This is a genomic window from Actinokineospora globicatena (assembly GCF_024171945.1).
Lineage (GTDB): Bacteria > Actinomycetota > Actinomycetes > Mycobacteriales > Pseudonocardiaceae > Actinokineospora > Actinokineospora globicatena.
Window position 1 is genome coordinate 2707867 of record NZ_JAMTCR010000002.1, and the last position, 24268, is coordinate 2732134.

General features: G+C 69.3%; 16 protein-coding genes. 13 read left to right on the top strand and 3 right to left on the bottom strand.

Translation table 11 applies throughout. The annotated features are described in order from the left end of the window. The first annotated feature begins 151 nt into the window (after window positions 1-151). From LV79_RS12260 to LV79_RS12285, 6 genes are all read left to right on the top strand, one after another. Window positions 152-2224: a S9 family peptidase gene (locus LV79_RS12260; protein WP_253835144.1), complete on the top strand. Its 2073-nt coding sequence runs from the start codon at window positions 152-154 to the stop codon at window positions 2222-2224. A gap of 568 nt (window positions 2225-2792) precedes the next feature. After that, on the top strand, window positions 2793-3749 hold the full coding sequence (locus tag LV79_RS12265; protein ID WP_253835146.1) for an LLM class F420-dependent oxidoreductase: 957 nt from the start codon (window positions 2793-2795) through the stop codon (window positions 3747-3749). Window positions 3750-3837: 88 nt separating this feature from the next. After that, a complete protein-coding gene (locus tag LV79_RS12270) occupies window positions 3838-5292 on the top strand; it encodes a pyridoxal phosphate-dependent decarboxylase family protein (RefSeq protein ID WP_253835148.1) in 1455 nt (484 codons plus the stop codon). Then, window positions 5283-6551, top strand: coding sequence for a lysine N(6)-hydroxylase/L-ornithine N(5)-oxygenase family protein (locus LV79_RS12275; protein ID WP_253835150.1), 1269 nt, complete (start codon window positions 5283-5285; stop codon window positions 6549-6551). The genes LV79_RS12270 and LV79_RS12275 overlap by 10 nt, the downstream gene beginning before the upstream one ends. A 41-nt stretch (window positions 6552-6592) precedes the next feature. Continuing rightward, window positions 6593-8293 carry an IucA/IucC family protein gene (locus LV79_RS12280; protein ID WP_253836033.1) on the top strand — a complete coding sequence of 567 codons (1701 nt, stop codon included), beginning with the start codon at window positions 6593-6595 and terminating at the stop codon, window positions 8291-8293. After that, window positions 8290-9642 (top strand): type I glutamate--ammonia ligase, encoded by a 1353-nt coding sequence (locus tag LV79_RS12285; RefSeq protein ID WP_253835152.1) that lies wholly within the window; start codon window positions 8290-8292, stop codon window positions 9640-9642. The genes LV79_RS12280 and LV79_RS12285 overlap by 4 nt, the downstream gene beginning before the upstream one ends. Here the strand turns inward: LV79_RS12285 and LV79_RS12290 are convergent. From LV79_RS12290 to LV79_RS12300, 3 genes are all read right to left on the bottom strand, one after another. Continuing rightward, window positions 9639-10202, bottom strand: a complete 564-nt coding sequence (locus LV79_RS12290; RefSeq protein WP_253835154.1) for a GtrA family protein — start codon at window positions 10200-10202, stop codon at window positions 9639-9641. The genes LV79_RS12285 and LV79_RS12290 overlap by 4 nt on opposite strands. A 96-nt stretch (window positions 10203-10298) precedes the next feature. Beyond that, on the bottom strand, window positions 10299-11573 hold the full coding sequence (locus tag LV79_RS12295; RefSeq protein WP_253835156.1) for a hypothetical protein: 1275 nt from the start codon (window positions 11571-11573) through the stop codon (window positions 10299-10301). Further along, window positions 11566-12420, bottom strand: coding sequence for an alpha/beta fold hydrolase (locus LV79_RS12300; RefSeq protein ID WP_253835158.1), 855 nt, complete (start codon window positions 12418-12420; stop codon window positions 11566-11568). The genes LV79_RS12295 and LV79_RS12300 overlap by 8 nt, the downstream gene beginning before the upstream one ends. 150 nt (window positions 12421-12570) lie before the next feature. Here LV79_RS12300 and LV79_RS12305 point away from each other — a divergent pair, with 150 nt between their 5' ends. The 7 genes from LV79_RS12305 to LV79_RS12335 all read left to right on the top strand — a co-directional run bounded on the left by LV79_RS12305 (window position 12571) and on the right by LV79_RS12335 (window position 24264). Then, entirely contained in the window at window positions 12571-13335 is a 765-nt protein-coding gene (locus tag LV79_RS12305; RefSeq protein WP_253835161.1) for a TIGR03084 family metal-binding protein, read from the top strand. Then, window positions 13332-14972, top strand: coding sequence for an acyclic terpene utilization AtuA family protein (locus tag LV79_RS12310; protein WP_253835164.1), 1641 nt, complete (start codon window positions 13332-13334; stop codon window positions 14970-14972). Before LV79_RS12305 ends, LV79_RS12310 begins: the two co-directional genes overlap by 4 nt. Then, the gene (locus LV79_RS12315; protein ID WP_372495313.1) at window positions 14927-16108 is read left to right on the top strand and encodes an acyl-CoA dehydrogenase family protein; all 1182 of its coding nucleotides are present in this window, start codon (window positions 14927-14929) and stop codon (window positions 16106-16108) included. Before LV79_RS12310 ends, LV79_RS12315 begins: the two co-directional genes overlap by 46 nt. Window positions 16109-16765: 657 nt before the next feature. Further along, window positions 16766-20653, top strand: a complete 3888-nt coding sequence (locus LV79_RS12320) for a phage tail protein (RefSeq protein WP_253835166.1) — start codon at window positions 16766-16768, stop codon at window positions 20651-20653. A gap of 35 nt (window positions 20654-20688) precedes the next feature. Beyond that, window positions 20689-21309: a leucine-rich repeat domain-containing protein gene (locus LV79_RS12325; RefSeq protein WP_253835168.1), complete on the top strand. Its 621-nt coding sequence runs from the start codon at window positions 20689-20691 to the stop codon at window positions 21307-21309. Between the two features lie 449 nt (window positions 21310-21758). Further along, the gene (locus LV79_RS12330; protein ID WP_253835170.1) at window positions 21759-22634 is read left to right on the top strand and encodes a polyprenyl synthetase family protein; all 876 of its coding nucleotides are present in this window, start codon (window positions 21759-21761) and stop codon (window positions 22632-22634) included. Between the two features lie 31 nt (window positions 22635-22665). Next, window positions 22666-24264, top strand: a complete 1599-nt coding sequence (locus tag LV79_RS12335; RefSeq protein ID WP_253835172.1) for an acyl-CoA carboxylase subunit beta — start codon at window positions 22666-22668, stop codon at window positions 24262-24264. Window positions 24265-24268: the final 4 nt, after the last annotated feature.

Below are 24268 nucleotides of genomic sequence, written 5' to 3' on the forward strand. Positions count from 1 at the left end.
CGGGGTATTCGTTCATGCCACCTACTCTCGGGTCGGCGCATGTGAGGAACCTGTGGAACACCAAGGGTTTTGCCAAGAACCCCGGCGGAGTTGTCCACAGGCCGAGAGCACGTAGTGCCACGCGGGCGCCGGGCCGGATAAGTTGTCCGGCGTGACCAGTGAGAACTCGTTCCTGCGCCTACAGGCCAGGACCCAACGCTTCACCCTCGGCTCCCCGAGGGAGTTCCGGATCGCCGCGGACGGCACCCACCTGCTGTTCCTGCGCTCCGGCTCCGGCGAGGACCGCACCCACGCGCTGTGGCAGCAGGACCTCGCCACCGGGCAGGAGACCCGACTGGGGGACCCGGGCGTGCTGCTCGGTGGCGCGGAGCAGCTCTCACCGGAGGAGTTGGCCCGCCGCGAGCGCACCCGTGAGCAGGGGGGCGGCGTTGTCGGCTACGCCACAGACAGCGCTGCCAGGCTCGCCGCGTTCGCGCTGTCGGGCAGGCTCTTCACGGCCGACGCGCTCACCGGTGACACGCGTGAACTGCCCGTGGCGACCCCCGTGGCCGACCCCCGGCCCAACCCCACCGGCACCCACGTCGCGTACGTGGCCGACAACGCGCTGCGGGTCGTGGCCGTCGACGGCTCCGACGACCGCGCGCTGGCCACCCCGGAGGGCGAGGACCGGGCCTGGGGCCTGGCCGAGTTCGTCGCCGCCGAGGAGATGAACCGCACCCGCGGCTACTGGTGGTCGCCGGACGGCACCCGGCTGCTGGTCGCGCACACCGACAAGCGCGAGGTCCAGCGCTGGTACATCGCCGACCCGGCGAACCCGGGCGCCGAACCCGCCGTCGTGGCCTACCCGGCCGCGGGCACCCCGAACGTCAAGGTCCGGCTGGCCGTCATCGGGCTGGACGGGACCACCGTCGACGTCGACTGGGACGGCGTCGACCAGCCCTACCTGGTCACCGCGCACTGGTCGGCCGGGGGCGCGCCGCTGATCGCGGTCCAGTCCCGCGACCAGCGCACCGTGCAGATCCGCGCCGTCGACCCCGACACCGGCGCCACCGAGGTCCTGCACACCGAGACCGACCCGCACTGGGTCGAGATCACCACCGGCGTCCCCGCGTGGACGCCCGCGGGCGAGCTGGTCCGGGTCACCGCCCGCGACGGCGCCAACCGCCTGGTCGTCGGCGACACCGAGATCAGCGGCGACCTGCAGGTCCGTGCCGTGCTCGACGTCGCCGACGACGTGCTGTTCACCGCCTCGGCCGAGGACCCGACCCAGGTGCACGTGTACGCGGGCGACCGCAGGCTGTCCACTGTGGACGGCGTGCACGCCGCGGCCCGCGCCGGTGGTGTGACGGTGCTGACGTCGTGGTCGCTGGAGTGGTCCGGCCCGCGCGTCCAGGTCCTGCGCGACGGCGCGGCGGTAGGTGAGGTCGCCAGCCTGACGGTGGACCCCGGCGTGGTGCCGAACGTGCGGCTGCTCACCGTCGGTGAGCGCGACCTGCGGGTGGCGCTGCTGTACCCGACCGGGCACGTCCCGGGCAGCCGCAAGCTCCCGGTCCTGATGGACCCGTACGGCGGCCCGCACGCCCAGCGCGTGCTCTCGACCCGCAACGCGTACCTGAACCCGCAGTGGCTCGCCGACCAGGGCTTCGCGGTCGTGGTCGCCGACGGCCGCGGCACCCCCGGCCGCGGCCCGGTCTGGGAGCGGGAACTGGCCTTCGAGCCCGCCGAGATCACCCTCACCGACCAGGTCGACGCCCTGCACGCGGTCGCCGCCACCGGTGCCGACCTCGACCTCACCAAGGTCGCCATCCGCGGCTGGTCCTACGGCGGCTACCTCTCGGCCCTGGCCGTCCTGCGCGCCCCCGACGTGTTCCACGCCGCCATCGCAGGCGCCCCAGTCACCGACTGGACCCTCTACGACACCCACTACACCGAGCGCTACCTCGGCCACCCCGCCGAAAACCCCGACGCCTACACCCGCAACTCCCTCATCGACGACGCCCCCAAACTCGACCGACCGCTACTCATCATCCACGGCCTAGCCGACGACAACGTCGTGGTCGCCCACGCCATCCGCCTCTCCAGCGCCCTGGTAGCAGCAGGCCGCCCCCACGCCCTCCTCCCCCTCCCCGGCGTCACCCACATGACCCCCCAAGAGGACGACGTAGCCGAGAACTTCCTCTTCCTCCAGGTCCGCTGGCTCAAGACCTCCCTAGGCATCGCCTAACCCCCCGGGTGCGGCTCTCCCCCCGAGAGCCGCACCCGACCTAACCTCACCCCCACGACTGGCAACGACCCCAACGACGTTGGCCTAAGACGCCCGTCGACGATGTTGGCCGCTCACCGCTCCACGAAGTCGCTGGTGCCAACTGCTTGATGGGGCGGACTTGTTGTGTGTGTGTGTGGGCACCCGTAGCGTCGTCAGGGGCAGGGGAGGGCCGCTCTTTGGCCCCCTGCTTTTAGCCCTTCCCCGGGTGTCGTAGGGGCCCCGCGCAAAACAAGTTCGCCCCATCGAGCTCTTCGCATTCTCGCGCCTGTTCGATGGCGCAGCCGAGGCGTCTCCCGCAGCGCAGGGAAGGCACGAGACCTGGACTTCCCCCAGCCCACCACCCAGCCGAACCGCCCCCGGTCCAACTAGCTACCAAATCAAGGCGAGACGCGAGCAGTAGGCACGACCCCGTCCCGGCGGTGGTTTGTCCAAGTTTCCCACGTCGTCCGTGTGTCGTCCCGCCTCCACCCCGGGTGCCCGCCGGTAGCCTGCGCGGTTAGGTTCGCGCTGGTTGGGGAGGGGTGGCATGTCGTCGAGGTGGGGGCTTTCACTGCCGTTGACCGGGATTCCGCTCCCCGCGCACCGCGACCTGGTCCGGGAGCTGCCGGACCTGGGCTACACCGACGCGTGGTCGGCGGAGACGGCCGGGTGTGACGCGTTCACCCCGCTGGTGCTCGCCGCCGAGTGGGCGCCCCGGTTGCGGCTCGGGACGGCGATCGCGCCGGTGTTCACCCGGGGGCCGGGGGTGTTGGCGATGAGCGCGGCGAGCGTCGCGGAGGTGGCGCCCGGGCAGTTCACGCTGGGGATCGGGTCGTCGTCCTCGGTGATCGTGGAGGGGTGGAACGGGGGTGTGTTCCACCGGCCCTACCAGCGGGTGCGCGACACCGTGACGTTCCTGCGGTCGGCGTTGGCGGGGGAGAAGGTCAGCGCGGACTACGACACGTTCTCCATCTCGCGGTTCCGGCTGGAGCGGCCGCCCGCCGTCCCGCCGGAGATCATGGTGGCGGCGCTAAGACCCGGGATGCTGCGGTTAGCGTCAAGGCTCGCCGATGGCGCTATCACCAACTGGTTGGCCCCTACGGACGTCCCCAAGGTCAAGGCCGAACTACGCCCCGACACGGAGCTGGTCGCGCGCATCTTGGTCTGTCCGACGGCGGACAAGGACGCGGCTCGCGCCTTGGGCAGGTTGCTCATCAGCTCTTATCTCACCGTGCCGGTCTATGCCGCGTTTCACGAGTGGCTCGGACGCGGCGAGGTGCTCCGGCCGATGCAAGAGGCCTGGGCGCGTGGTGACCGGGCGGCCGCGAACGCCGCGATCCCGGACCACGTGGTCGACGACCTGATCGTCCACGGCCACCCCGACGCGTGCCGGGAGCGGGTGGCCTCCTATGTGGACGCCGGGGTGACCGTGCCGATCATGTCCGTCTTGCCCACCGGGGACGACCCGGCCGGGCTGGTGCGGGCCCTAGCGCCCGCGCGGTGAGCCAAGCAAGATCCCAAGGAGGGCTCGAAGGCCGGAGGTGACCGCCGACTATCTTGGTAAGGGTAGGCAAACCTAAGAAAGGCGCGGGATGGTCCGGGTGCACGCGAACGGGCTCGACTGGGTGCCGGGTGGGGTGAGCGGCGGGGATCCCACCGGTGCCGCCGCGCTGGCCGGTGCGGAGACAGTGGGTGGACTGGTGTCGGTGGCCCTCGCGGCCCTCGGCGCCGGGGTGCGGCAACGCGGGGGTCCGCTCCCGGCGGGCGGTCCGGCGGCGGTGGCGCGGGCGATCGCGCCGCTCGACCCGCTGCCGGTGGCCGGGGTGGGGGCCGAGGTGGCCATCGCCGAGCTGTCCGCCCTGCTCGCGGCCGGGTCGGCGGATCCCGTCGACCCCTGGTGCGCCGCGCACCTGCACTGCCCGCCGCTGGCCGTGGCCGCCGCCGCGGACCTCGTCGCCAGCGTGCTCAACCCGTCGATGGACTCGTGGGACCAGGCGCCCGCCGCGAGCGCGCTGGAACGGGCGTTGACCGACCGCGTGGCCCGGTTGTGCTACCCGAGCGCCGAACGACCGGACGCGTTGGTCACCAGTGGCGGTACCGAGTCGAACATCACCGCGCTGTTGCTGGCCAGGGAGACCCTGGGGCCCGACATCGTGCCGGTCTGCGGCGCTAACGCGCACCACAGCGTCGCCCGCGCGGCCTGGCTCCTCGGCCTCCCGCGCCCGGTAGTCGTACGCGCGCACTTGGACCGAGTCGACCCGCGCGCACTTGCCGAGGCTCTTAGCGAGCTCGATCGTCCTGCCGTTGTCACTGCCACGGCAGGTACCACTAATTCCGGCGCTATCGACCCGATCACCGATATCGCCGATATCGCGCAGGCGGCCGGGGCTTGGCTACACGTCGACGCGGCCTACGGTGGCGCGCTGCTGTTCAGCGATCGTCGCCACATGCTCGCGGGCATCGATCGCGCCGACTCCATCGCGCTCGACCTGCACAAGCTGGGGTGGCAGCCCATCGCCGCCGGAGTCCTCGTCTGCCGCGACACAGCCCTCACGGCCAGGCTTTCCACCAACGCCGACTACCTCAACGCAGACGACGACACCGAGGCAGGACTACCGGACCTGCTGGGCCGTTCACTGCGCACCTCCCGTAGGCCTGACGCGTTCAAGATCGCCGTCACCACCCGCGCGCTCGGTACAGCGGGCCTCGGTGAACTGGTCGACCGCTGTTGTGACACCGCCACAGAGGTCGCGCGCGCCGTCGCCTCTCACAGCCGTCTGCGCCTGTGGGGGGAACCGACGTTGTCCACGATCCTGCTCCGCCCGCGCGTGGCTGACCTGTCCGACGACGGCGACGCCCTGGTCGCGGCTGTCCGAAGGGGACTGCTCGACGACGGTGCCGCTGTCCTGGGCCGTGCCACCATGCCCGACATCGACGGAACACCGCGGCTCTGGTTGAAGCTGACGCTGCTGCACCCGCACGCGACCCCCGAGCACTACCTGCCGCTGCTGGACCTGGTGGCGGACAAGGCGGAACGGTGCCGCTAGACCTCGTCGGAGTCGGCATCGGGCCGGCGAACCTCTCCCTGGCCGCACTCGCGTCCGGGGTCGGCGGCCTGAGCGCGCGATTCCTCGACCGGTCTCCCGAGTTCCGCTGGCATCCCGGTCTGCTCATCGACGGCACCACGTTGCAGGTGCCGTTCCTGGCAGACCTCGTCTCTCTCGTTGACCCAACGCACCCGTTGTCGTTCTTGGCCTACCTGCGCGACAAGGGCAGACTCTTCCCGTTCTACTTCGCCGAGCGCTTCCACATCCCGCGCGCGGAGTACGACGACTACTGCCGTTGGGCAGTCAAACGTTTGCCCTCCTGTTCCTTCGACCGCGACGTCACCAAAGTCCGCTGGTCGACAGCACAAGAGGCGTTCGAGGTCGTCACCAAGGACGAGACCCTCTTAGCTCGCAACGTCGTCCTCGGCGTCGGTACCGAACCGGTCATTCCCGGCGCGCTGTCTGGCTTAGCCCACCACTCGGCGGACTACTTAGCCGTCAGGGACAGCCTCTTAGCCCTAAACGACGTCACGGTCGTCGGCTCCGGCCAATCAGGCGCGGAGGTCTTCCTCGACCTCTTACGCAGACGCGGTGGCGGCCTCCGCTGGCTCACCCGCACACCTGCCTTCGCGCCCATGGAGTACTCGAAACTCGGGCTAGAGCAGTTCACACCCGACTACACCCGTTACTTCCACGGTCTCCCCGAACCCACCCGCGATGCCCTCGTCCCCGCGCAATGGCAGCTCTATAAGGCGATCAGCGCCGACACCATCGCCGAAATCCAGGACGAGTTGTACCGCAGCACTGTCGGCGGCGGTTGGCCCGACGTGACCCTTGCCCCCGGCGTTGAGGTAACCGCCGCCCGTGGCGAGGACACGGCCATAGAGCTGACCGTCCGCCATATCCACCAAGACGCCACCGCGACCGTGAAGACCAACGCCGTCGTCTGCGCTACCGGCTACGCCGAGCGCGACATCATCGGTCTCCTCGGTCCGCTGCTAGGTGCAAGGGACGCGGCAGGCAGGTTCACCGTGGACGCGGAGTTCCGGGTGGGTCTAGCGCCGGGCGTCACCGGGTCGGTGTTCGCGCAGAACGCCGAACGGCACACCCACGGGGTCGGCGCGCCCGACCTCGGCCTGACCGCCTGGCGGTCGGCCACGATCCTCAACGCCGTGTCCGGGCGAGCGGTCCACCCGCTGCCCCAGCGCACCGCGTTCACGACGTTCGGACTGGTGCGCGAGACAGGGAGGGCGATGTGACGGCCGCTTGGCGGGACGCGGGGGCGCTGGTGACGCACAAGATGCTGGGGGAACTCAGCTACGAGGGCCTGCTGCGGCCAGAACCGGACGGGCCGGGTGCCTGGCGGCTCGACCTCGGCAGCGACGTCGGATACCGGTTCCGGGCGCGCCGGGGCGCCTTCGAGTCTTGGGCGGTCGAACCGGGTAGCGCTACCCGCGACGGCCAGCCGGTCGACGACCCGCGGACCCTGGTCGTCGACGCCCGCGCCGAACTCGGTCTCACCGGCCTGCGGTTGGCCGACGTGCTCGCCGAGCTGACCGCGACGGTCACCAACGAAGCGGCCCGGCTCGGCCACGCGCCCACCGCCGCCGAGCTGTCCACGATGGACTACGACGAGGCCGACGGGCACCTCACCGGCCACCCCCGGCTGGTGCTCAACAAGGGCCGCGTCGGGTTCTCCGCACACGACCGCAACAAGTACGCCCCCGAGTCCGGCGCCGGGTTCGCCCTGCCCTGGCTCGCCGTGCACCGCGACCACGCCACCTTCGCGTGCGTGGCGACGCTGACCGAGGAGAAGCTGCTCACCGCCGAGCTGGGCGCCGACAAGCTCGCCGCGTTCCGCGCCAAGCTCGACAACCCCACCAACTACGTCCTGGTGCCGGTGCACCCCTGGCAGCTCGACGAGGTCGTCGGCACCCTCTACGCGAAGGAGCTGGCCACCGGCGTCATCGTCCACGTCGGCGAGAGCACTGACCGCTACCGCCCGCACCAGACAGTGCGGACGCTGGCCAACGCCTCGCACCCGACCAGGCTGGACGTCAAGACCGCCGTGTCGGTGCGCAACACCCTGGTCTACCGGGGTCTGGCGTCGGCGGCGACGCTGGCCGCGCCCGAGGTCACGACCTGGCTGCGCGGCGTGCACGACAGCGACGAGCTGCTCCGCGACCACTACCGGTTCGACCTGCTCGGCGAGATCGCCAGCGTCTCCGTGCGGCACCCGCTCTTCGGTGCGGTCGACGAACTGCCCTACCGCTTCCACGAGACCCTCGGCGCGCTGTGGCGGGAGCCGATCCGCACCCGCCTCGCCGACGGAGAGCGGGCCATCTCCTTCGCCGCCCTGCCCTACCGGGGTCCTGACGGCGTGTCGGTCATCGCGCACCTGGTCACCAGCTCCGGCCTGTCCACCGAGGACTGGACCCGCGGCCTGCTGGACATCTTGCTGACGCCGCTGCTGCACTGGCTGCTCGCGCACGGCGTCGGGTTCTGCCCGCACGGCCAGAACCTCATCCTCGTCACCAGCGCCATCGGCAAGCCCAAGCACGTGGCCATCAAGGACTTCGCCCAAGGCGTCGACCTGCTCGACGAGCCGCTGCCCGGCTACGACCAGCTCGGCGCCTCCGCGAGCGCCGACATGCTGCGCTGGCCCGCGCACCTGCTGGCCCAGTCGCTGTTCAGCTCGGTGTTCGCCGGGCAGCTGCGGTTCCTGGCCGAGGTGCTCGACGAGGAACTGGGTTTCGCCAGGCCGCGGCTGTGGGCGCTGGTCCGCGACATCGTGTCGGCCTACCGCGACACCCACCCGGAGACCGCCGCCCGGTTCGACGCGTGCAGGCTGTTCGCGCCGGACGTGGAGCGGGTGTGCCTCAACCGCGAGCACCTGGCCGGTCAGGGCTTCGACAAGGTCGACCGGGACGACGAGTTCGACGTCCGGTTCGGGCGGGCCCTCAACCCACTGGCCGGACCTGATCCGGAGGGCGCTTGGTGAGCATCGACCACATCAGACCGGTAGGCCCACGCACGCTCGCCGCGCGCGCCCAGGCAGCGTCAGCGCTGTCTGGTGCGTTGCGCGGCGCGGTGGCCGCGGGGGCGGTGCGCCGTGTGGTCTGTCTGGTGCCCGACCCGCACGCCCGGTTCGCGGCGGTCGAGCTGTCGGCCGAGTACTTCGTCGACACTGCCCTCACCAGTGGGTACGGCATGTGCGCGTACGTGTTCGGCTGGAACCCGGCGCGGCAGGCGGTCAACGCCTCGGCGGTCGACCAGTTCCTCGGTGGCTACGGCGACCTGCGCATCCGGCCCGACCTGGCCACGTTGACGCCAGACGGGCCCGACACGTGGCTGGTCGTGTGCGATGTGGAGTGGCCGGACGGCCGGTCGGTGCCAGAGGCGCCCCGGACCACGCTGCGCGAGCAGGTGGTGATGGCGGAGAAGCTCGGGCTCGTGCCGTCCGTCGGCATCGAGCACGAGGTGACCTTCACGTCCCCCGACGGCGTGCCGCTGACCGGTGGCGGGCTCGACTACGCCGTCGGCGGGCTGTCGCCGATGTCCGGGCTGCTCGGCGACGTGCGGACCGCGCTCGACGGGCTCAAGCTGGGCGTGGAGTCGGCGCGCGGGGAGTGCCACCCCGGTCAGTTCGAGATCGTCCAGCGGCACCGGGACGCGCTCGCGGCCTGCGACGACGCCATGCTGCACCAGCTCGTCATCCGTCGGGTCGCCGCGGAACACGGCGTGCGGGCCGGGTACCTCGCGGCGGAGTCCTCGGGGGCCGGTGGGTCCTGCCACGTGCACCTGTCACTGTCGGACCCGTCCGGGGTGTCGCTGGTGGCCGGTGCGCGGCCTGAGCAGATGTCGACGTTGTTCGGGCACTTTCTCGCCGGGGTGTTGCGGGCGGCTCCGGACCTAACCGCGTTCTGGGCGCCTACCTGGAACTCTTACGTCCGACTCCGCACGTCACCGTTCTCGCCGCGTTCGCTGCGGTGGGGGAACGACGACCGCACTGCGGCCGTTCGGCTTGCCGGGCGCGGACCGTCGTTGCGCATGGAGGCCAGGTTCGCGGGTGCGGACGCCCAGGTGCATACCGTCGTCGCCGCACTGATCGCGGCAGGCCTATCTGGCGTCGAGGAGCGGTTGGACCCACCTGCGGAGAACAAGCTCGTCGGCGATCTAGCGCGAACGCCGTGGGAGGCCTTGCAGAGGCTGAGCGGGTCGAAGCTGGCGGTAGCGCTGTTGGGTCAGGCCGTTGTGGACCACCGCGTGGCGATGATGGCCGAGGAGCTGGACGCGGGACTAGAGGCGACCAACTCGTGGCACCGCGAGCGAGGTGACCTGCGCGCTTAGCCCTTGTCGTGCGCGCCCGTGTCACGGAAGACGACCCAGCGCATGCAGACGTACATGTAGACGCCCTCGCACGCTCCCGCGATGAGCCGGGAGAGGTGGTAGTCGACGCCCAGGGCCGCCAGACCGCTGCCCACGCCCAGGATCCAGGCGAGGTAGTTGATCGTCACCACCACGACGTACTTGCCGACCTGCGGGCCCACGTCGGCGTGCGACCGGAAGTTGAACGCCCGGTTCAGCACGAAGCTCAACCCGAACGCGATGACGTAGCCGATGGTGATGCTGACCGGCAGCGGCCAGCCCAACCCGCTGCGCATCACCGTCAGCAGGCCCATGTCCACCGCGAAGGTGAACCCGTTGATCACCCCGAACCCCAGCAGGCTGGGCGGCACGATCCGCGCGAGCCCGAACGGCAACCGGCTGGTCACCGCCGCCATCGCCGCGGCGAACCGCTCACCGCGGTCCGCTCGCTTGGCTTCTCGCGCTTGCCTGGTCTCGTGCGCTCGCGTGGTTTCGGGCGCTCGTCCGGTTTCGGGCACTCGCCTGGATTCGGGCAACGGCATGCCGCCCATCCTGGCCACAGCGGGTGTCCGGTTGCCATCGCCTAGGCGAACGGCAGGCGTGTCCGCGTCACCTGATCGGTGGGCAGCGGTGACCGGCTACTGCAACCAGATCTGTGCCCCCGCCAACACGATCGGCAGGAAGACCAGGGTGAACTGGGTGAACTGGGTGAACAGCGAGATCGTGCCCATCCGCAGCGGCCGGATGTCGGCGGTCCGGCAGCGGTCGATCTCCGCCAGGTAGGGACCCATCCGCTCGATGTCCTCGGCGATCCGCACGCCGTTGGCCAGCGCCAGCGCCTTGATCTGGGCGACCCGCGTGTCGACCGCCCTCCGGCCCGCGTGCCGGAACAACACCCACGGCGCGACCGTGAAGACCGGCATCAGCAGCACATAGAGCGCGACCAGCACACCGATCCAAGCGACGTTGGTTACGCCTAACGACGCCAACACGGTCGTCAGGCTTGTCCCGAGGATCGCGTTGGCCCACATCACCGTGCGGTAGAACCGGGCAAGCGGCGCCCACCCGTACCGTCCGTCGCTGTTGAGCCAGTCCGCGCTCGGATCGACCAGGTAGTGCATCGCGATGGTCACATAGATGGCGCACACGCCGACCACTTGGAACGCGAGGATGACGAAGATGGCGTACCAAGCCAGCAGAAGGTAGAGCAACCGAGCGAAGTGGTGCTTACCGCCCGCCCACCAGTGTTGGTAAGCGGTCTCTAGCCACACCTGTCGCTCGTAGTCGCTCAACCCCGGCGGCGCGACCGTCTGGAAGAGGCTGTTTTCCATCCCTAGCCACAACAACACCGCTAGGACTAACGACAAGATCCCCATCGGCACCACTAAGTGAGCCCGGTGCTCCCGGAGGGTCTGGTTCACGCGGGCGATGAAGTGCCCGAAGGCCTCTTGCGGGTCCTTACCCGCCACGATCGCGTCGATGCGTAGCGCCCGCGAGACCCGCGTCGAGCGCACCGCGGGCTTGGCGATGATCGCCCCGTTCTCGGCGAGCTTCGACAGGCAGGTGGACAGGTAGGACCAGTGCCGGTGCAGCAGGACGGTGCCCGCGATGACGCTACCGCACAGCAGCCAGGTCGTGACGTCGCGGATCAACGGGAACGACGGCTGGCTCACCTCGGTCACCGGGAGCTGCAGGATCCGCTTGACGTCGTCGACCACCTGGAAGTCCTCGACCGTGCCGATCGCGCCAGCCGACGCGGCGCCGACAAGGACCGCGCCGATGTAGCCGACCCCGACCAGCAGCAGCCAGGCCGAGTGCCAGTCCTTGAACCACCGGTAGATGCCGGTGAACGCGAACGGGTCCAGGTCGCCGGTGCTGATCCGCCGGTCGGCCACCTGCCGCTGGTCAGTCATCGGCGCCCGACCCGCTGGCGATCAACAGGTCCGCGAGTTCGGCGGGTTGCTCGAGCCACGGCCAGTGCCCGCAGTCGTCGATGACCACGTCGCGCTCCACCCGCACCAGCGCGCGCACCAGTTGGCGGTCCTCGTCCGCGATCAGCCGGTCAGCGTCGCCGGTGATGAGGTCTACCGGCTGTTGGACCGAGCGCAGCATGGTGTCGTAAGCGATGGCCTTTGCGGTAAACAGGATGCGCAGCACGGCAGGACTACCTGTGCCGGTTAGCGTTTCCACCAACAGGGTCGCGTCGAGTGAGCGCGGGTCGGCGACGAAGGGGCGCAGTAGCGCGGACCGTAGTAGGGCGGACCGGGCCATCGCGGTCAGCAACTGTCGGGGTATCGGGAGTAGGCCCGCCAGGAACTGGGTGGCGACCGTAAGCCCGAGCAGTGGCTCGCGCAAGGCCCGGCCCGGGTGCTGGGTCAGCTCGGAGGCACGGACCAAGGCACCGCTGACGAACACCAGCCTGCGGAACCGCTCCGGTGCTAGAGCCGCGACCCGCGCTGCCATCACGCACCCGACCGAGTGCGACACGAGCACGCTGTCGTGCACCTGCTTGGCCGCGCAGAACCGGGCGATCGTGGCCGCCGCGGCCTCCACGTCGAAGGCGCCGGTCGCGGTGCGGCTGCGGCCGAAGCCGGGCACGTCGATGGCCAGCACCCGCGCCGAGTGCCCCAGCCGCCGCACGATCTCGCTCCACTGCTCGAGCGACCCGCCCAGACCGTGCACCAGGACGTACGTCCCACCGGTGACCGGACCGTGCTCGACGTAGCGGACACCGTCCTCCGTCTGCGACCAGCGATCCATGCCGGACTCCCACCGTTGCCTGGTCCAGACGTCGAGCGCGGGGCGGGCCGCGTTAGGGGCGTGCGGACGCCGGTCCGGAAACCGCCATCCCGGTGAAACAATCAAGCATGAATGCTTGAAAACTGGTTCGGGCCGTGCCACGGTGGGGTGGTGATCGAGCTGGCCGCACTGCTCGCCGACCTGCGGGACGAGGGTGCCGAGGTGGACGCGCTGGTCGCCGACCTGCCCGCGGGCGGGTGGCGGACGCCGACGCCCGCGCCGGGGTGGACGGTGGCCCACCAGGTGGCGCACCTGGCGTGGACCGATGAGCGCGCCCTGCTGGCCGCGACCGACCCGACCGCTTTCGCGGCTGAGCTGGCGGGGATCACTGAGCGGTTCGTGGACCACGGTGCCGAGGAGGGTGCCCGGCTGGAGCCCGCTGAGCTGCTGCGGAGGTGGCGGGCTTCTCGCGCCCGGCTCGCCGAGGTGTTGGCGGCGGCCGAGGGGAAGGTCCCTTGGTACGGGCCGCCGATGAGCCCGGCGTCGATGGCGACCGCGCGGATCATGGAGACGTGGGCGCACGGCGGGGACATCGCCGACGCGCTCGGGGTGCGCAGGGTACCGACGCGGCGGCTGCGGCACGTCGCCCACATCGGTGTTCGTACGAGGGATTTCGCGTATCTCGTGCGTGGGCTTCCGGTGCCGGTTGAGGCGTTCCGGGTCGAGCTGGCCGGGCCGGACGGCGAGGTGTGGACTTGGGGCCCGGCTGAGGCTGATCAACGGGTTGTCGGGTCCGCTGTGGACTTCTGCCGCGTGGTGACGCAGCGGGTGCACCGCTCGGGCGCGGATCTCGTGGCGGTGGGAGCGGAGGCCGAGCGCTGGTTGGGGATCGCGCAGGCGTTCGCTGGCCCACCGGGAGCGGGGCGGGCGCCGTGATCCGGATCGGGAACGCGTCCGGGTTCTACGGGGACCGGTTCGACGCGGTGCACGAGATGCTGACCGGGGGCGCGCTCGACGTGCTCACGGGCGACTACCTGGCCGAGTTGACCATGCTCATCCTGGGGCGGCAGCGGCTCAAGGACCCCGGCGGCGGGTATGCCAAGACCTTCCTCCGCCAGCTTGAGCGGTCGCTGGGCGTGGCCAAGGAGGGCGGCGTCAAGATCGTCACCAACGCCGGGGGGCTCAACCCGGCGGGGCTCGCGGCCGCGATCCGGGCATTGGCGCAAGACCAGGGGATCGATGTCAACGTTGCTCATGTCGAGGGTGACGATGTCCGCGCGTTGGGCTTCGACGGGGCGTTGACGGCCAACGCGTACCTGGGTGCGTGGGGGATCGCGGAATGCCTCGCGGCTGGGGCGGACATCGTTGTCACCGGGCGGGTCACGGACGCATCGCTTGTGGTCGGGCCCGCGGCGGCGCACTTCGGGTGGGGCCGGACGGACTACGACCGGCTCGCTGGCGCAACGGTGGCCGGGCACGTCCTGGAATGCGGCACGCAGGCGACCGGCGGCAACTACGCCTTCTTCACCGAGTTCGATGCGACTCGGCCGGGGTTCCCGATCGCGGAGGTTCACGCGGACGGCAGTTCGGTGATCACCAAGCATCCGGGTACTGGCGGTGCGGTCACCACGGAAACCATTACGGCGCAACTGCTCTACGAGATCCAGGGCGCTGACTACCTCGGGCCTGACGTCACTACACGGTTCGACACCATCGCTCTCGATGGTGATGGTCCTGATCGAGTGCGGATCAGTGGTGTGCGCGGGGGTCCGCCGCCGGAGACGGTCAAGGTTTGCGTCAACACGCTTGCCGGGTTCCGCAACAGTGCCACTTTTATCCTCTGTGGACTTGATGTCGACGCCAAGGCCGCGTTGGTGAAGCAGCAACTTCAATTCGAGGATGTCACCTGGACGCTGGCGCGTACCGATCATGTTGACGCTGACACCGAGGAGACGGCTAGCGCGCTCCTGCATGCGACTATCCGGACTCCGGATCCTGCTGTTGCCAAGGCGTTTTCGCGCGCTACGGTTGAACTGGCTCTCGCTAGCTATCCCGGGTTCACGCTCACCGCTCCGCCTGCTGATGGCACTCCGATGGGCGTTTATCGGCCTGAGTTCGTTGCGCCTACTTCGGTTGAGCATGTTGCCGTTCTGTCCGATGGAACTCGCCGTCATATTCCGTGGACTCCTGGTGCGCCGGGCCGCCCGCGTCCGGTTGCTGTTCCGGGTGCTGCGTTCGGGTCGACTCGGCGTGTGCCGTTGGGGACCATTCTGGGGGCGCGCTCGGGGGATAAGGGTGGAGACGCCAATCTGGGTGTTTGGGCGCGTCATCCGGCTGCTTATCCTTGGCTGGCAAAGGAAATGACTACTGATCGTCTCCGCTTGCTGTTGCCGGAAGCGGCTGACTTGGTGATCGATCGGCATCTGCTTCCTAATCTGAACGCGGTCAACTTCGTCCTCCACGGCTTGCTTGATTCGGGAGTGGCCACGGCGACCCGTTTTGACCCCCAAGTCAAGGCCTTGGGCGAATGGTTCCGTTCCCGGCACGCCGACATCCCCGAGGAACTGCTGTGACGCCGTTCGAGACGCCTGAGCGGCGGGAGTTGCGGGCCACCGTGCGTCGGTTCATGGCCGCGGAGGTGTTGCCGCACTTGGATTCCTGGGAGCGGGCGGGTGAACTTCCTCGTTCGCTGCACCGTGCGGCCGCCAAGGTGGGCCTGCTCGGCGTCGCCTTCCCAGAGGAGGCGGGTGGCGAGGGCGGCGACTTGATCGACGCGATGGTGGTCGTGGAGGAGATGCACTACGCGGGCGCGTCCGGCGGGCTGATCGCGGGGTTGCTGACCTGCGGTATCGCTTTGCCGCACCTGGTTGCCGCTGGGCAGGTCGACCGTTGGGTCCGCCCGACATTGGCCGGGGACATGATCGGCGCCCTGGCCATCACCGAACCCGACGGCGGCTCGGACGTCGCGGGCATCCGCACCACCGCGGTTCGTGACGGTGACGACTACATTGTCAACGGTGCCAAGACTTTCATCACCTCTGGCGTCCGCGCGGACTTCGTGACCACGGCGGTCCGGACCGGTGGTCCCGGCGCGCACGGGATCTCGCTGCTCGTCATCGAGAAGGGCACGCCGGGGTTCACTGTGGACCGCCAGCTGGAGAAGATGGGTTGGCACTGCTCGGACACGGCTTCATTATCCTTTGTGGACTGTCGAGTGCCTGCGTCGAACCTGGTCGGCGCCGAGAACACCGGCTTCATCCAGATCGCCCTCAACTTCGTCGCCGAACGCCTCACCCTCGCCGTCCAGGCCTACGCGACCGCCCAACGCGCCTACGACCTCACCGTCGAGTGGTGCCGCGCCCGCGAGACCTTCGGCCGCCCCCTGATCTCCCGCCAATCGGTGCAGATGACCCTCACCGACATGGCCCGCCGCATCGACGTCGCCCGCACCTACACCCGCGCCATCGCCACCCGCCACCTCGCAGGCGAGGACGTCATCGCCGAGGTCTGCTTCGCCAAGAACACCGCCACCAAAACCGGCGAATGGGTAGCCCGAGAAGCCGTCCAACTCCACGGCGGCACCGGCTACCTCCGCGACACCGAGGTAGAACGCCACTACCGAGACCTCCGCCTACTCTCCATCGGCGGCGGCACCACAGAAATCCTCACCCTCCTAGCCGCCAAACGCCTTGGCCTCACCTCTCAATAGTTCCGTCTTCCGGGTGACAGAAGTTATCCACATGTGGATCTCTGCGGGGGTCGGTTCAAGATCGACTGTCGGGGGGTCCTTGTAGACTGGACCTGGGCCGCCCCCCGGAGAGGGTGGGGGCTGGGCGGGGGAGGGACCTCGCGCGTGCGCGATCCGCGGCCGCTGTGGTTGGGTCCGCCGTCGGTGGGGAAGAGCGGTTGGGTCGTGGGCACGTGGCCGCACTTGTCGCAGCCGCGTGCGGGGCGCTCGGGTGGGCCAACTGGTGCCCGTCCGCCCTGTCCTGCAACGGATCGATCGCGTCATCTCATGGTCAGCGCGGAAGACGGACAACTCCAAGCCCGGGTCGCAGGAACATGGTCCACGTCGAGGGAAGCAGGCCCTCCCGACAGTACGGGGACGCTGCTCGCTGCCGACAACCTGGCTGGCACGCACAAGACCTGCGTCTGGTCGGTGATTCACCCATTGGGGCAGCGGTGGCTGCCCTTGATCATGGCTGTGCGCACCGTCCGGAGGGTGGGTGCGTGGTCCAAGACTGGGGTGGTGAAGGCACCTGGGGAGGACCGGACTGCTGGGCATGGGGGCGACCGGACGGCTGTGCCCCTCATCGAGCAGCCACGGGAGGTGGCGCGTCCTGGTCGGCCGTTGTCGGTGGTGGGTGTGCAGCGGTTGCAGCGGGTGGCGGGGAACCGTGCTGCGGCGCGGTTGTTGGCGCGTCCGCGAACGCCGGTGCAGCGGGTGCCCGCAGGTGGTGCACCACCTGCGGAGGCGAGTCGGGCCCCGGCGGAGGCGGACCCGAAGTTCGTGGCGGTCGAGTCGGAGGTGGCGGGCAAGGCGCGGGTGGTGAAGGCGCACCCGGCCGCGGTGGCGGAGGTGTCGGCTGCGCAGGGGGCGGCGAGGGCGCCGCAGGATGACAAGGAGGCGCAGGGCAAGGCTGCTAACGCGGAGAAGATGAACGCCGCGAAGCCGGGTGAGTTCGACAAGGCCGCGTTCGTGCGGGCGGTGAACGAGGCGATCGCCGCGCAGGCCCCGAAGAACCTCGACGAGGCCGACAAGTTCGGTGACTCGGGCAAGGCTGACGCGGTCAAGGGGCAGGTGCAGGGGCAGGTCTCGGCGGGCAAGGACGCGTCCGCGGGACCGGTGGAGACCACCACCAAGGCGCCACCGGATACGTCGCAGGCCAAGGAGAAACCGGTTACGCCGCTCACGCCGGATCAGGCGCCGCAGGCACCTGAGGCCCCGAACGCGGCCAACGCCGTGCCGGACAAGGCGCCCGCGGCGGCGACGGACTTCTCCGCCGGTCCGAAGCAGGTCGACCAGCAGATGGCAGCCGCGGAGGTGACCGAGGAGCAGTTGGCGAGGTCGAACGAGCCGGAGTTCACCGGTGCGCTCGCCGAGAAGAAGCAGGGTGAGCAGCACGCGGCGACCGCGCCCGGGCAGGTCCGGGCGGCCGAGGCGACGACGCTGGCGCAGACCAAGGGCGAGGCGGCCGCGGTCGGGGCGAGGGCGATGACCGGGTTGGCCGCCGACCGCAAGCAGGCCGGTGCGGTGGTGTCGGCGGGCAAGGAAGGCACGAAGGGCAAGGACGAGACGCACCGTGTCCAGGTCACCGCGAAGCTGCAGAAGGTGTTCGACGCCACCAAGTCCGATGTCGATGGCATTCTCGCCGGCTTGGACAAGAAGGTGGACGAGCGGTTCACCGCGGGCGAGAAGGCCGTGCGGGACGCGTTCACCGCCGAGCACAAGCGGCGGATGAACGCCTACAAGGACAAGCGCTACTCGGGGCCTGCCGGCGGGTTCCGGTGGATCAAGGACAAGTTCGCCGGGCTGCCCAAGGAAGCCGACCAGATCTTCGTCGTGGCCCGCCAGGGCTATGTGAGCGGGATGCAGCGCGTCATCTCCGACGTCGCGGACGTGGTGGGTGGTGAGCTGACCCGCGCCAAGGCGCGGATCGCCACCGGGCGCGCCGAGTTGAAGGCCGCGGTCGACTCGCTGTCCCCGGAACTGCGCGCGATCGGCCAGCAGGCGGCCGGTGAGTTCACCGAGAAGTTCGATGAGCTGACAGAGTCGGTGGACGCCAAGGGAAAGGAACTGGTCTCCACCCTGGCGTCGAAGTACAACGAGGCGCTCAAGAGCGTGGACGCCGAGATCGCCGCGGAGAAGGAGAAGAACAAGGGCCTCGTCGCCAAAGCGGTCGACGCCGTCAAGGGCGTCATCGACACCATCCTCAAGCTTAAGGACCTGCTCCTCGGAATCCTCGCCAAAGCCGCCGCCGCGGTCATGGCCATCATCAAGGACCCCATCGGCTTCCTCGGCACACTCGTCTCCGCCGTCGGGGCAGGCCTGCGCACCTTCATGGCCAACATCGGCGAACACCTCAAAAAGGGCCTCGTCGGCTGGCTCATGGGCGCCGCCGCGGGCGCCGGACTGCAACTCCCGGCCAAACTCGACCTTCGCGGCATCATCGTGATGATCGGCTCCCTGCTCGGCCTCACCTGGGCCGCCATCCGCGGCCGCATCATCCAACGCGGAGTTCCCGAACAAGCGGTGGGCGCCGTCGAATCCTCCGTGCCCGTCGTGCGCAAGCTGCAAGCCGAGGGCGTCGGCGGCATCTGGGAAACCGTCCGCGACAAGGTCGGCGACCTCAAGTCGAAGCTGTTCGGCAAGATCGTCGAGTACCTGGTTCCCACGGTGCTGATCGCCGGGATCACCTGGATCATCAGCCTGCTCAACCCCGCCTCGGCGTTCATCAAGGCCGTCAAGATGATCATCGACATCGTGACCTTCATCGTCACCCAAGGCGCCCAGATCATCGCCTTCGTCAACGCCGTCCTCGACGCCGTCATCGCGATCGCGGGTGGCGGAGCGGGCGGCGTACCCGCCCTCATCGAGAACGCCCTCGCCCTCTCCATCCCCGTCCTCATCGGTGCCCTCGCCGCCATCCTCGGCATCAGCGGTATCGCCAACAAGGTCAAGTCCTTCGTCCAGTCCCTGTCCAAGCCCGTCATGAAAGCCGTCGACTGGGTCGTCGACAAGATCGCCGTAATCGCCAAGAAGCTCTGGGCCAAGGCCAAGGCCAAGGCCAAGGCCAAGGCCAAGGGCCGGGGCGGTCGGTTGGCTGCCGGAGACGGCAGTGCCACGCGGGAGCGGGCCGCGCTTCGGGACGCGGAGAGGCTGCTCACGCCCAGCGCGACGCACGAGCAGGTGACCGGCCGGATCCCGGCGATCGAACGCAGGCACCGGATCCCGCTGCGACTGGTCGTCGAGTCGAGAACGACCGCCGGTGAGGTGGTGCACGTGCAGACGGCGCAGACCGGCAGTCGTCGGATCGCGGGCGACGGCGCGGCGCCGACCACGCGGGACGCCAGGTACCTCGCTTTGATCAAGCACGCGCTGCCGCAGCACGGAGAGAGGTTCGCCAGGGAGGCGCAAAGCGCGTGGAACAAGGTGCTCGACGAGACCGAAGTGGACGAGACGAGCGTGTGGGAGCACCCAGCGGTCGACCTCAACCCCTTGCCCGCCGTCACCACCCAGATGTTGACCAGCACGGACACGCACCGCTCGCTCTTGGACTACTTCACGAGCAAAGTGCGCCGGAGCAGCGTCAATGGCACGGCAGCGCAGACCGACGAGTTCTACGGGCACGTCCTGGGCCCCAAGGGCGTTCTGCGCAAGCCGCTGTTGGTGATGCTCGGCGAGGCGGCGTTGGCGGATCTCAAGAAGCCGCTCGCCCGGCGCTCCGCCAGTGCCGAGAAACAGGTCCAGTTGATGCAGTACAACCCCAACACGGGGACGTGGGGTGCGTTCAAGCCATTGCCCGGGTCTGGGTCCGAGGCGAATAAAGAACTGGAAGCCACTGTCGCGGCGAAGGGCGGGATCATCGGGTTCCTGCACTACGCCGCCACTGAGAGTTCCGAGTGGAACACCAGGGTGTTCGAGCTGTGGACGCGTCACAAACCGTCGAAAGAGTTCCTCATGGATCTCTTCCGGCGTGCCGACTCGGGTAAGCACGAGTGGATTCCCACGGACTTCATCCCGGACGTGCTGCTGCGTGCCGTGAGCAACCTGTCACGCGGGGACAAACTGGAGGCTGCCCGGTGGGTCGCGTTGCACCACGCCCTGCGCTCGAGGACCGAATACGTCCTTTGGCGAATCGAGGGCGCCACACCTTATGGCCATTCGGGTGCCTTGTGGGAGTCCTACAAAAAGAACGGGAAGATCAAGTTCAAGTTCACGCTGACGAACGGCCAAGAGGACTTCCACAATCGACTCCGCCGTCTCTTCTACGCCCACACCGGGAAGGCTGTCGACTACGTCTCCGCGTTGCGGGCGGAGATGCGCAGATCCGACGACCCGCTCGTCTGGAACGGCGAGCATGAGAGTTCTGACGAGGCGTTCTTGGGAACCACGGTCGCGGCTCTGGTGAAGACCGGTGCGGGCATCGGCCAGATGACGGTCCTCCAACTGATGGCGGAACAGGCCGTGCGCTTCGATATCATCCAGAACGACCTCGACGAGGCCGAGAAAGCCGTGAAGGGACTGAGCTGAACATGCCTGCGCTTGATCCCGAAGTCGAACGTGGCGTGACCCTGGCGCTCCAGCGGCCTGGACCGTTCACCCAGGCTGATATCGGCGAAGTGGAGTCCCTGGCGCTGATCTCCCCTCGTGACATCAGCGGCCTCGACCAGTTCACGCGGTTGCTCGCGCTGCGGCTCGACGGTTACCCAGGGCGTGACCTTGCGCCGCTGGCGGGACACCGGGCGCTCGCCGCGATCACCGTCAAGCACAGCGCGGTCGCCACCATCGACGCATTGGCGACCGTGCCGACCTTGAAACGGGTTCGGCTGCCCAACAACGTGGTAGGTGACGTTTCCGCGCTACGCGCGCTGCCCCTGCTGCGTGAGGTGGTCGTCACCGGTAACCCCCTCGGTGACGACAGCTACCACACCATCGTCCCGGAACTGAAGGAGCGGGTAGAGGCCGTCACGGTGTCCGATGAGCGGGCGTGGCGGATAACCCGCCGCCTGCACGCCGCTGGCATCCCGTTCGCCTACTTCCGAACGTCCACCGATTATCGACTGTGCCGTCCAGGTCTCGACTACACGCCGACACCCTACGCCAATCACCCCGTGATCGGGCCGGACGAGCTGGAAGCACTACTCGATCGGGATCCCGCGGAGGTCCACACCCTGTTCGCTGGGTAGCGCCCATGTGCGGTGCGTGGCGGCCACCTGCTTGACCAGAGGGTTGTGGTCCTGCCTGAACGAGACCTTGCCGCGATCGGGGGTCTGCGGGTCGGCCCACATCCGCCGCGCGATCGGCACCACGAGTTCGGCAGGCTGATCGGGCTCAGTCTCGGTGGTGATGCCTTCCGCCAGCGCACGTGCTGACGTGCGAGCACCTCGTCGGCGGAGTAGCAGCTCCGCGGTTCCGTTCCGCGGGCGATGGAGCAGAGGGTGACTGGGCGCAGCTTCCTCGATCCGATGTACACCCTCGATCGTGATGGCGAGCAGCTGCGCCAGCTAGGCGTGCCGGAGAGGTGGGGTGTTGGTGGCTGGGGCCGGGTGGGGCGGAGAGGGGGTGGGAAAGAGAGGGGCAGCCGATCGGGTGGTGGGGGTCGACGTGGGGGGTGGGGGGTTTGAGCATTTGGGGTATGGATTCTTGGGTTGGTGGCGATGGGGTGTTGGTCGAGAGGGTGCGGGAGGCGATCGCCGGGCGATGGGGTGGGGGTGATGTGGTTTCGGGGGTTGCCAGGTATGCGTTGGGGGCTGGTGGGGTGTTGTTGCGGCCCTTGTTACTGGTGCGGAGCGCGCTCGCGGTGGGTGGGCGGCTTGAGGATGTGTTGCCCGCGGCGGTGGGGGTGGAGTGTGCGCATGTGGGAGGGGCTATCCATGACGACCTCATCAGTCGGCGGGAAGGGCGCGAAGCGGTGCACAGCCGGTTTGGGGAAGGCGCGGCGATCATCGCTGGGGATGCGTTGTGCTTCACCTGGTTCGAGGCCCTCGCGGATGTTGAAGCGAGGGCTGAGGTCGTTGTCGAGGTGATGCGGGTTCAGGCGAGCGCGGGGCGGTTGGCCTGCAAGGGGGCCGCGCTGGAGTTGGCGTTGGGGGTGGACGCGCCGGTGTCGGCGTATCTGGAGATGGCGCACTACAAGACCGCCGCGATGACCTCCGCCGCCTGCCGGATCGGGGCCCTGCTCGCCGGGGCCGCGCCGGAGCACACCGTCGCCCTCGCCGGGTTCGGGGAGGCCCTCGGCATGGCCCTGCACCTCCGCGGCGACCTCACGCGCGACCTGGCCCAGGACCCCGGCGAGAACCGCCCCACCCTCACCGACCTGCTGGCCCGTCACGCCCACCCCAACCCCGGTCAGCAGGCCAACGACCTCGCCGAGCACTACACCGACCGCGCCCTCGCCCAGCTCGCCCAGGTCCCCGACGGCCCACACCGCCGCGCCCTGGAGGCCTGGACGCACCCCGGTGACCTGCCCAGCCCGCGCGCCGCCACGAAACAATCAAGCATGCATGCTTGAAAAGCGACCGCGCCCGTGCCACGGTGGTGCGGTGACCCCGCTGCGCTCCTCGGTCGACCCCGGCGCCGCCGACTTCCGGGCCAACCGGGACGGCATGCTGGCCAAGCTCGCCGAACTGGCGGCCGAGCACGCCAAGGCGGTGGCCGGGGGCGGCGAGAAGTACGTCGCCCGCCACCGCGACCGGGACAAGCTGCTGGCCAGGGAGCGCGTCGAACTGCTGCTCGACCCCGACTCCCCGTTCCTGGAGCTCTCCCCGCTGGCCGCCTGGGGCACCGACTTCCAGGTCGGCGGCAGCCTGGTCACCGGGATCGGCGTGGTGGCGGGCGTCGAGTGCCTGGTCAACGCCAGTGACCCGACGGTCAAGGGCGGCGCGATCAACCCGTGGGGCATGCGCAAGGGCTTCCGGGCGGCGGACATCGCGGCGCAGAACCGGTTGCCGACCGTCAACCTCGTCGAGTCCGGCGGCGCGGATCTGCCCACCCAGAAGGAGATCTTCATCCCCGGCGGCCGCACCTTCCGCGACCTGACACGCTCCTCCGCCGCCGGAGTCCCCACCATCGCCCTGGTCTTCGGCAACTCCACCGCGGGCGGCGCGTACCTGCCCGGCATGTCCGACCACGTCGTCATGGTCCGCGAGCGCGCCAAGGTGTTCCTCGGTGGCCCGCCGCTGGTCAAGATGGCGACCGGGGAGGACGCCGACGACGAATCCCTTGGCGGAGCGGAGATGCACGCCCGCGTCTCCGGCCTGGCCGACCACCTCGCCGAGGATGAACGCGACGCGATCCGCATCGGCCGCCGCATCGTCGCCCGCCTCAACTGGCGCAAGCAGGGCCCGGAACCGGCCACTGACTACACCGATCCCTTGTATGACCAGGAAGACCTGCTCGGCATCGTGCCCGCCGACCTCAAGGTCCCGTTCGACCCGCGCGAGGTCATCGCCCGCGTGGTCGACGGTTCCGACTTCGACGAGGTCAAACCCCTCTACGGCACCAGTCTCGTCACCGGCTGGGCCCAGCTGCACGGCTACCCCATCGGCATCCTCGCCAACGCCCAGGGCGTGCTGTTCAGCGAGGAGGCGCAGAAGGCCACCCAGTTCATCCAGCTGGCGAACCAGACCGCGACCCCGTTGTTGTTCCTGCACAACACGACCGGCTACATGGTCGGCAAGGAGTACGAGCAGGGCGGCATCATCAAGCACGGCGCGATGATGATCAACGCGGTGTCCAACTCCCGGGTCCCGCACCTGTCCGTCCTCATCGGAGCGTCCTACGGCGCGGGCCACTACGGCATGTGCGGCCGCGCCTACGACCCCAGGTTCCTGTTCGCCTGGCCCAGCGCGAAGTCCGCGGTGATGGGACCGGCCCAGCTCGCGGGCGTGCTCTCGATCGTCATGCGGCAAGGCGCTGAGCGCCGAGGGCAGCCCTACAACGAGGACCACGACGCGGCCATGCGGGCGATGGTCGAGGGTCAGGTCGAGGCGGAGTCGCTGCCGATGTTCCTGTCCGGCATGCTCTACGACGACGGCATCATCGACCCCCGCGACACCCGCACGGTGCTGGGTCTAGCCCTATCCGCAATCCATTCCGGACCGGTGGAGGGCGCCACCGGCTACGGCGTCTTCCGGATGTGAGTGC

What these genes read in the sequence shown, in the direction of transcription:
- LV79_RS12295 (WP_253835156.1), bottom strand. Translation starts at nt 11,573, where the DNA reads ATGACTGACCAGCGGCAGGTGGCCGACCGGCGGATCAGCACCGGCGAC.
- LV79_RS12330 (WP_253835170.1), top strand. Translation starts at nt 21,759, where the DNA reads ATGGATTCTTGGGTTGGTGGCGATGGGGTGTTGGTCGAGAGGGTGCGG.
- LV79_RS12270 (WP_253835148.1), top strand. Translation starts at nt 3,838, where the DNA reads ATGGTCCGGGTGCACGCGAACGGGCTCGACTGGGTGCCGGGTGGGGTG.
- LV79_RS12300 (WP_253835158.1), bottom strand. Translation starts at nt 12,420, where the DNA reads ATGGATCGCTGGTCGCAGACGGAGGACGGTGTCCGCTACGTCGAGCAC.
- LV79_RS12290 (WP_253835154.1), bottom strand. Translation starts at nt 10,202, where the DNA reads ATGCCGTTGCCCGAATCCAGGCGAGTGCCCGAAACCGGACGAGCGCCC.
- LV79_RS12315 (WP_372495313.1), top strand. Translation starts at nt 14,927, where the DNA reads ATGGTTCCGTTCCCGGCACGCCGACATCCCCGAGGAACTGCTGTGACG.
- LV79_RS12265 (WP_253835146.1), top strand. Translation starts at nt 2,793, where the DNA reads ATGTCGTCGAGGTGGGGGCTTTCACTGCCGTTGACCGGGATTCCGCTC.
- LV79_RS12280 (WP_253836033.1), top strand. Translation starts at nt 6,593, where the DNA reads ATGCTGGGGGAACTCAGCTACGAGGGCCTGCTGCGGCCAGAACCGGAC.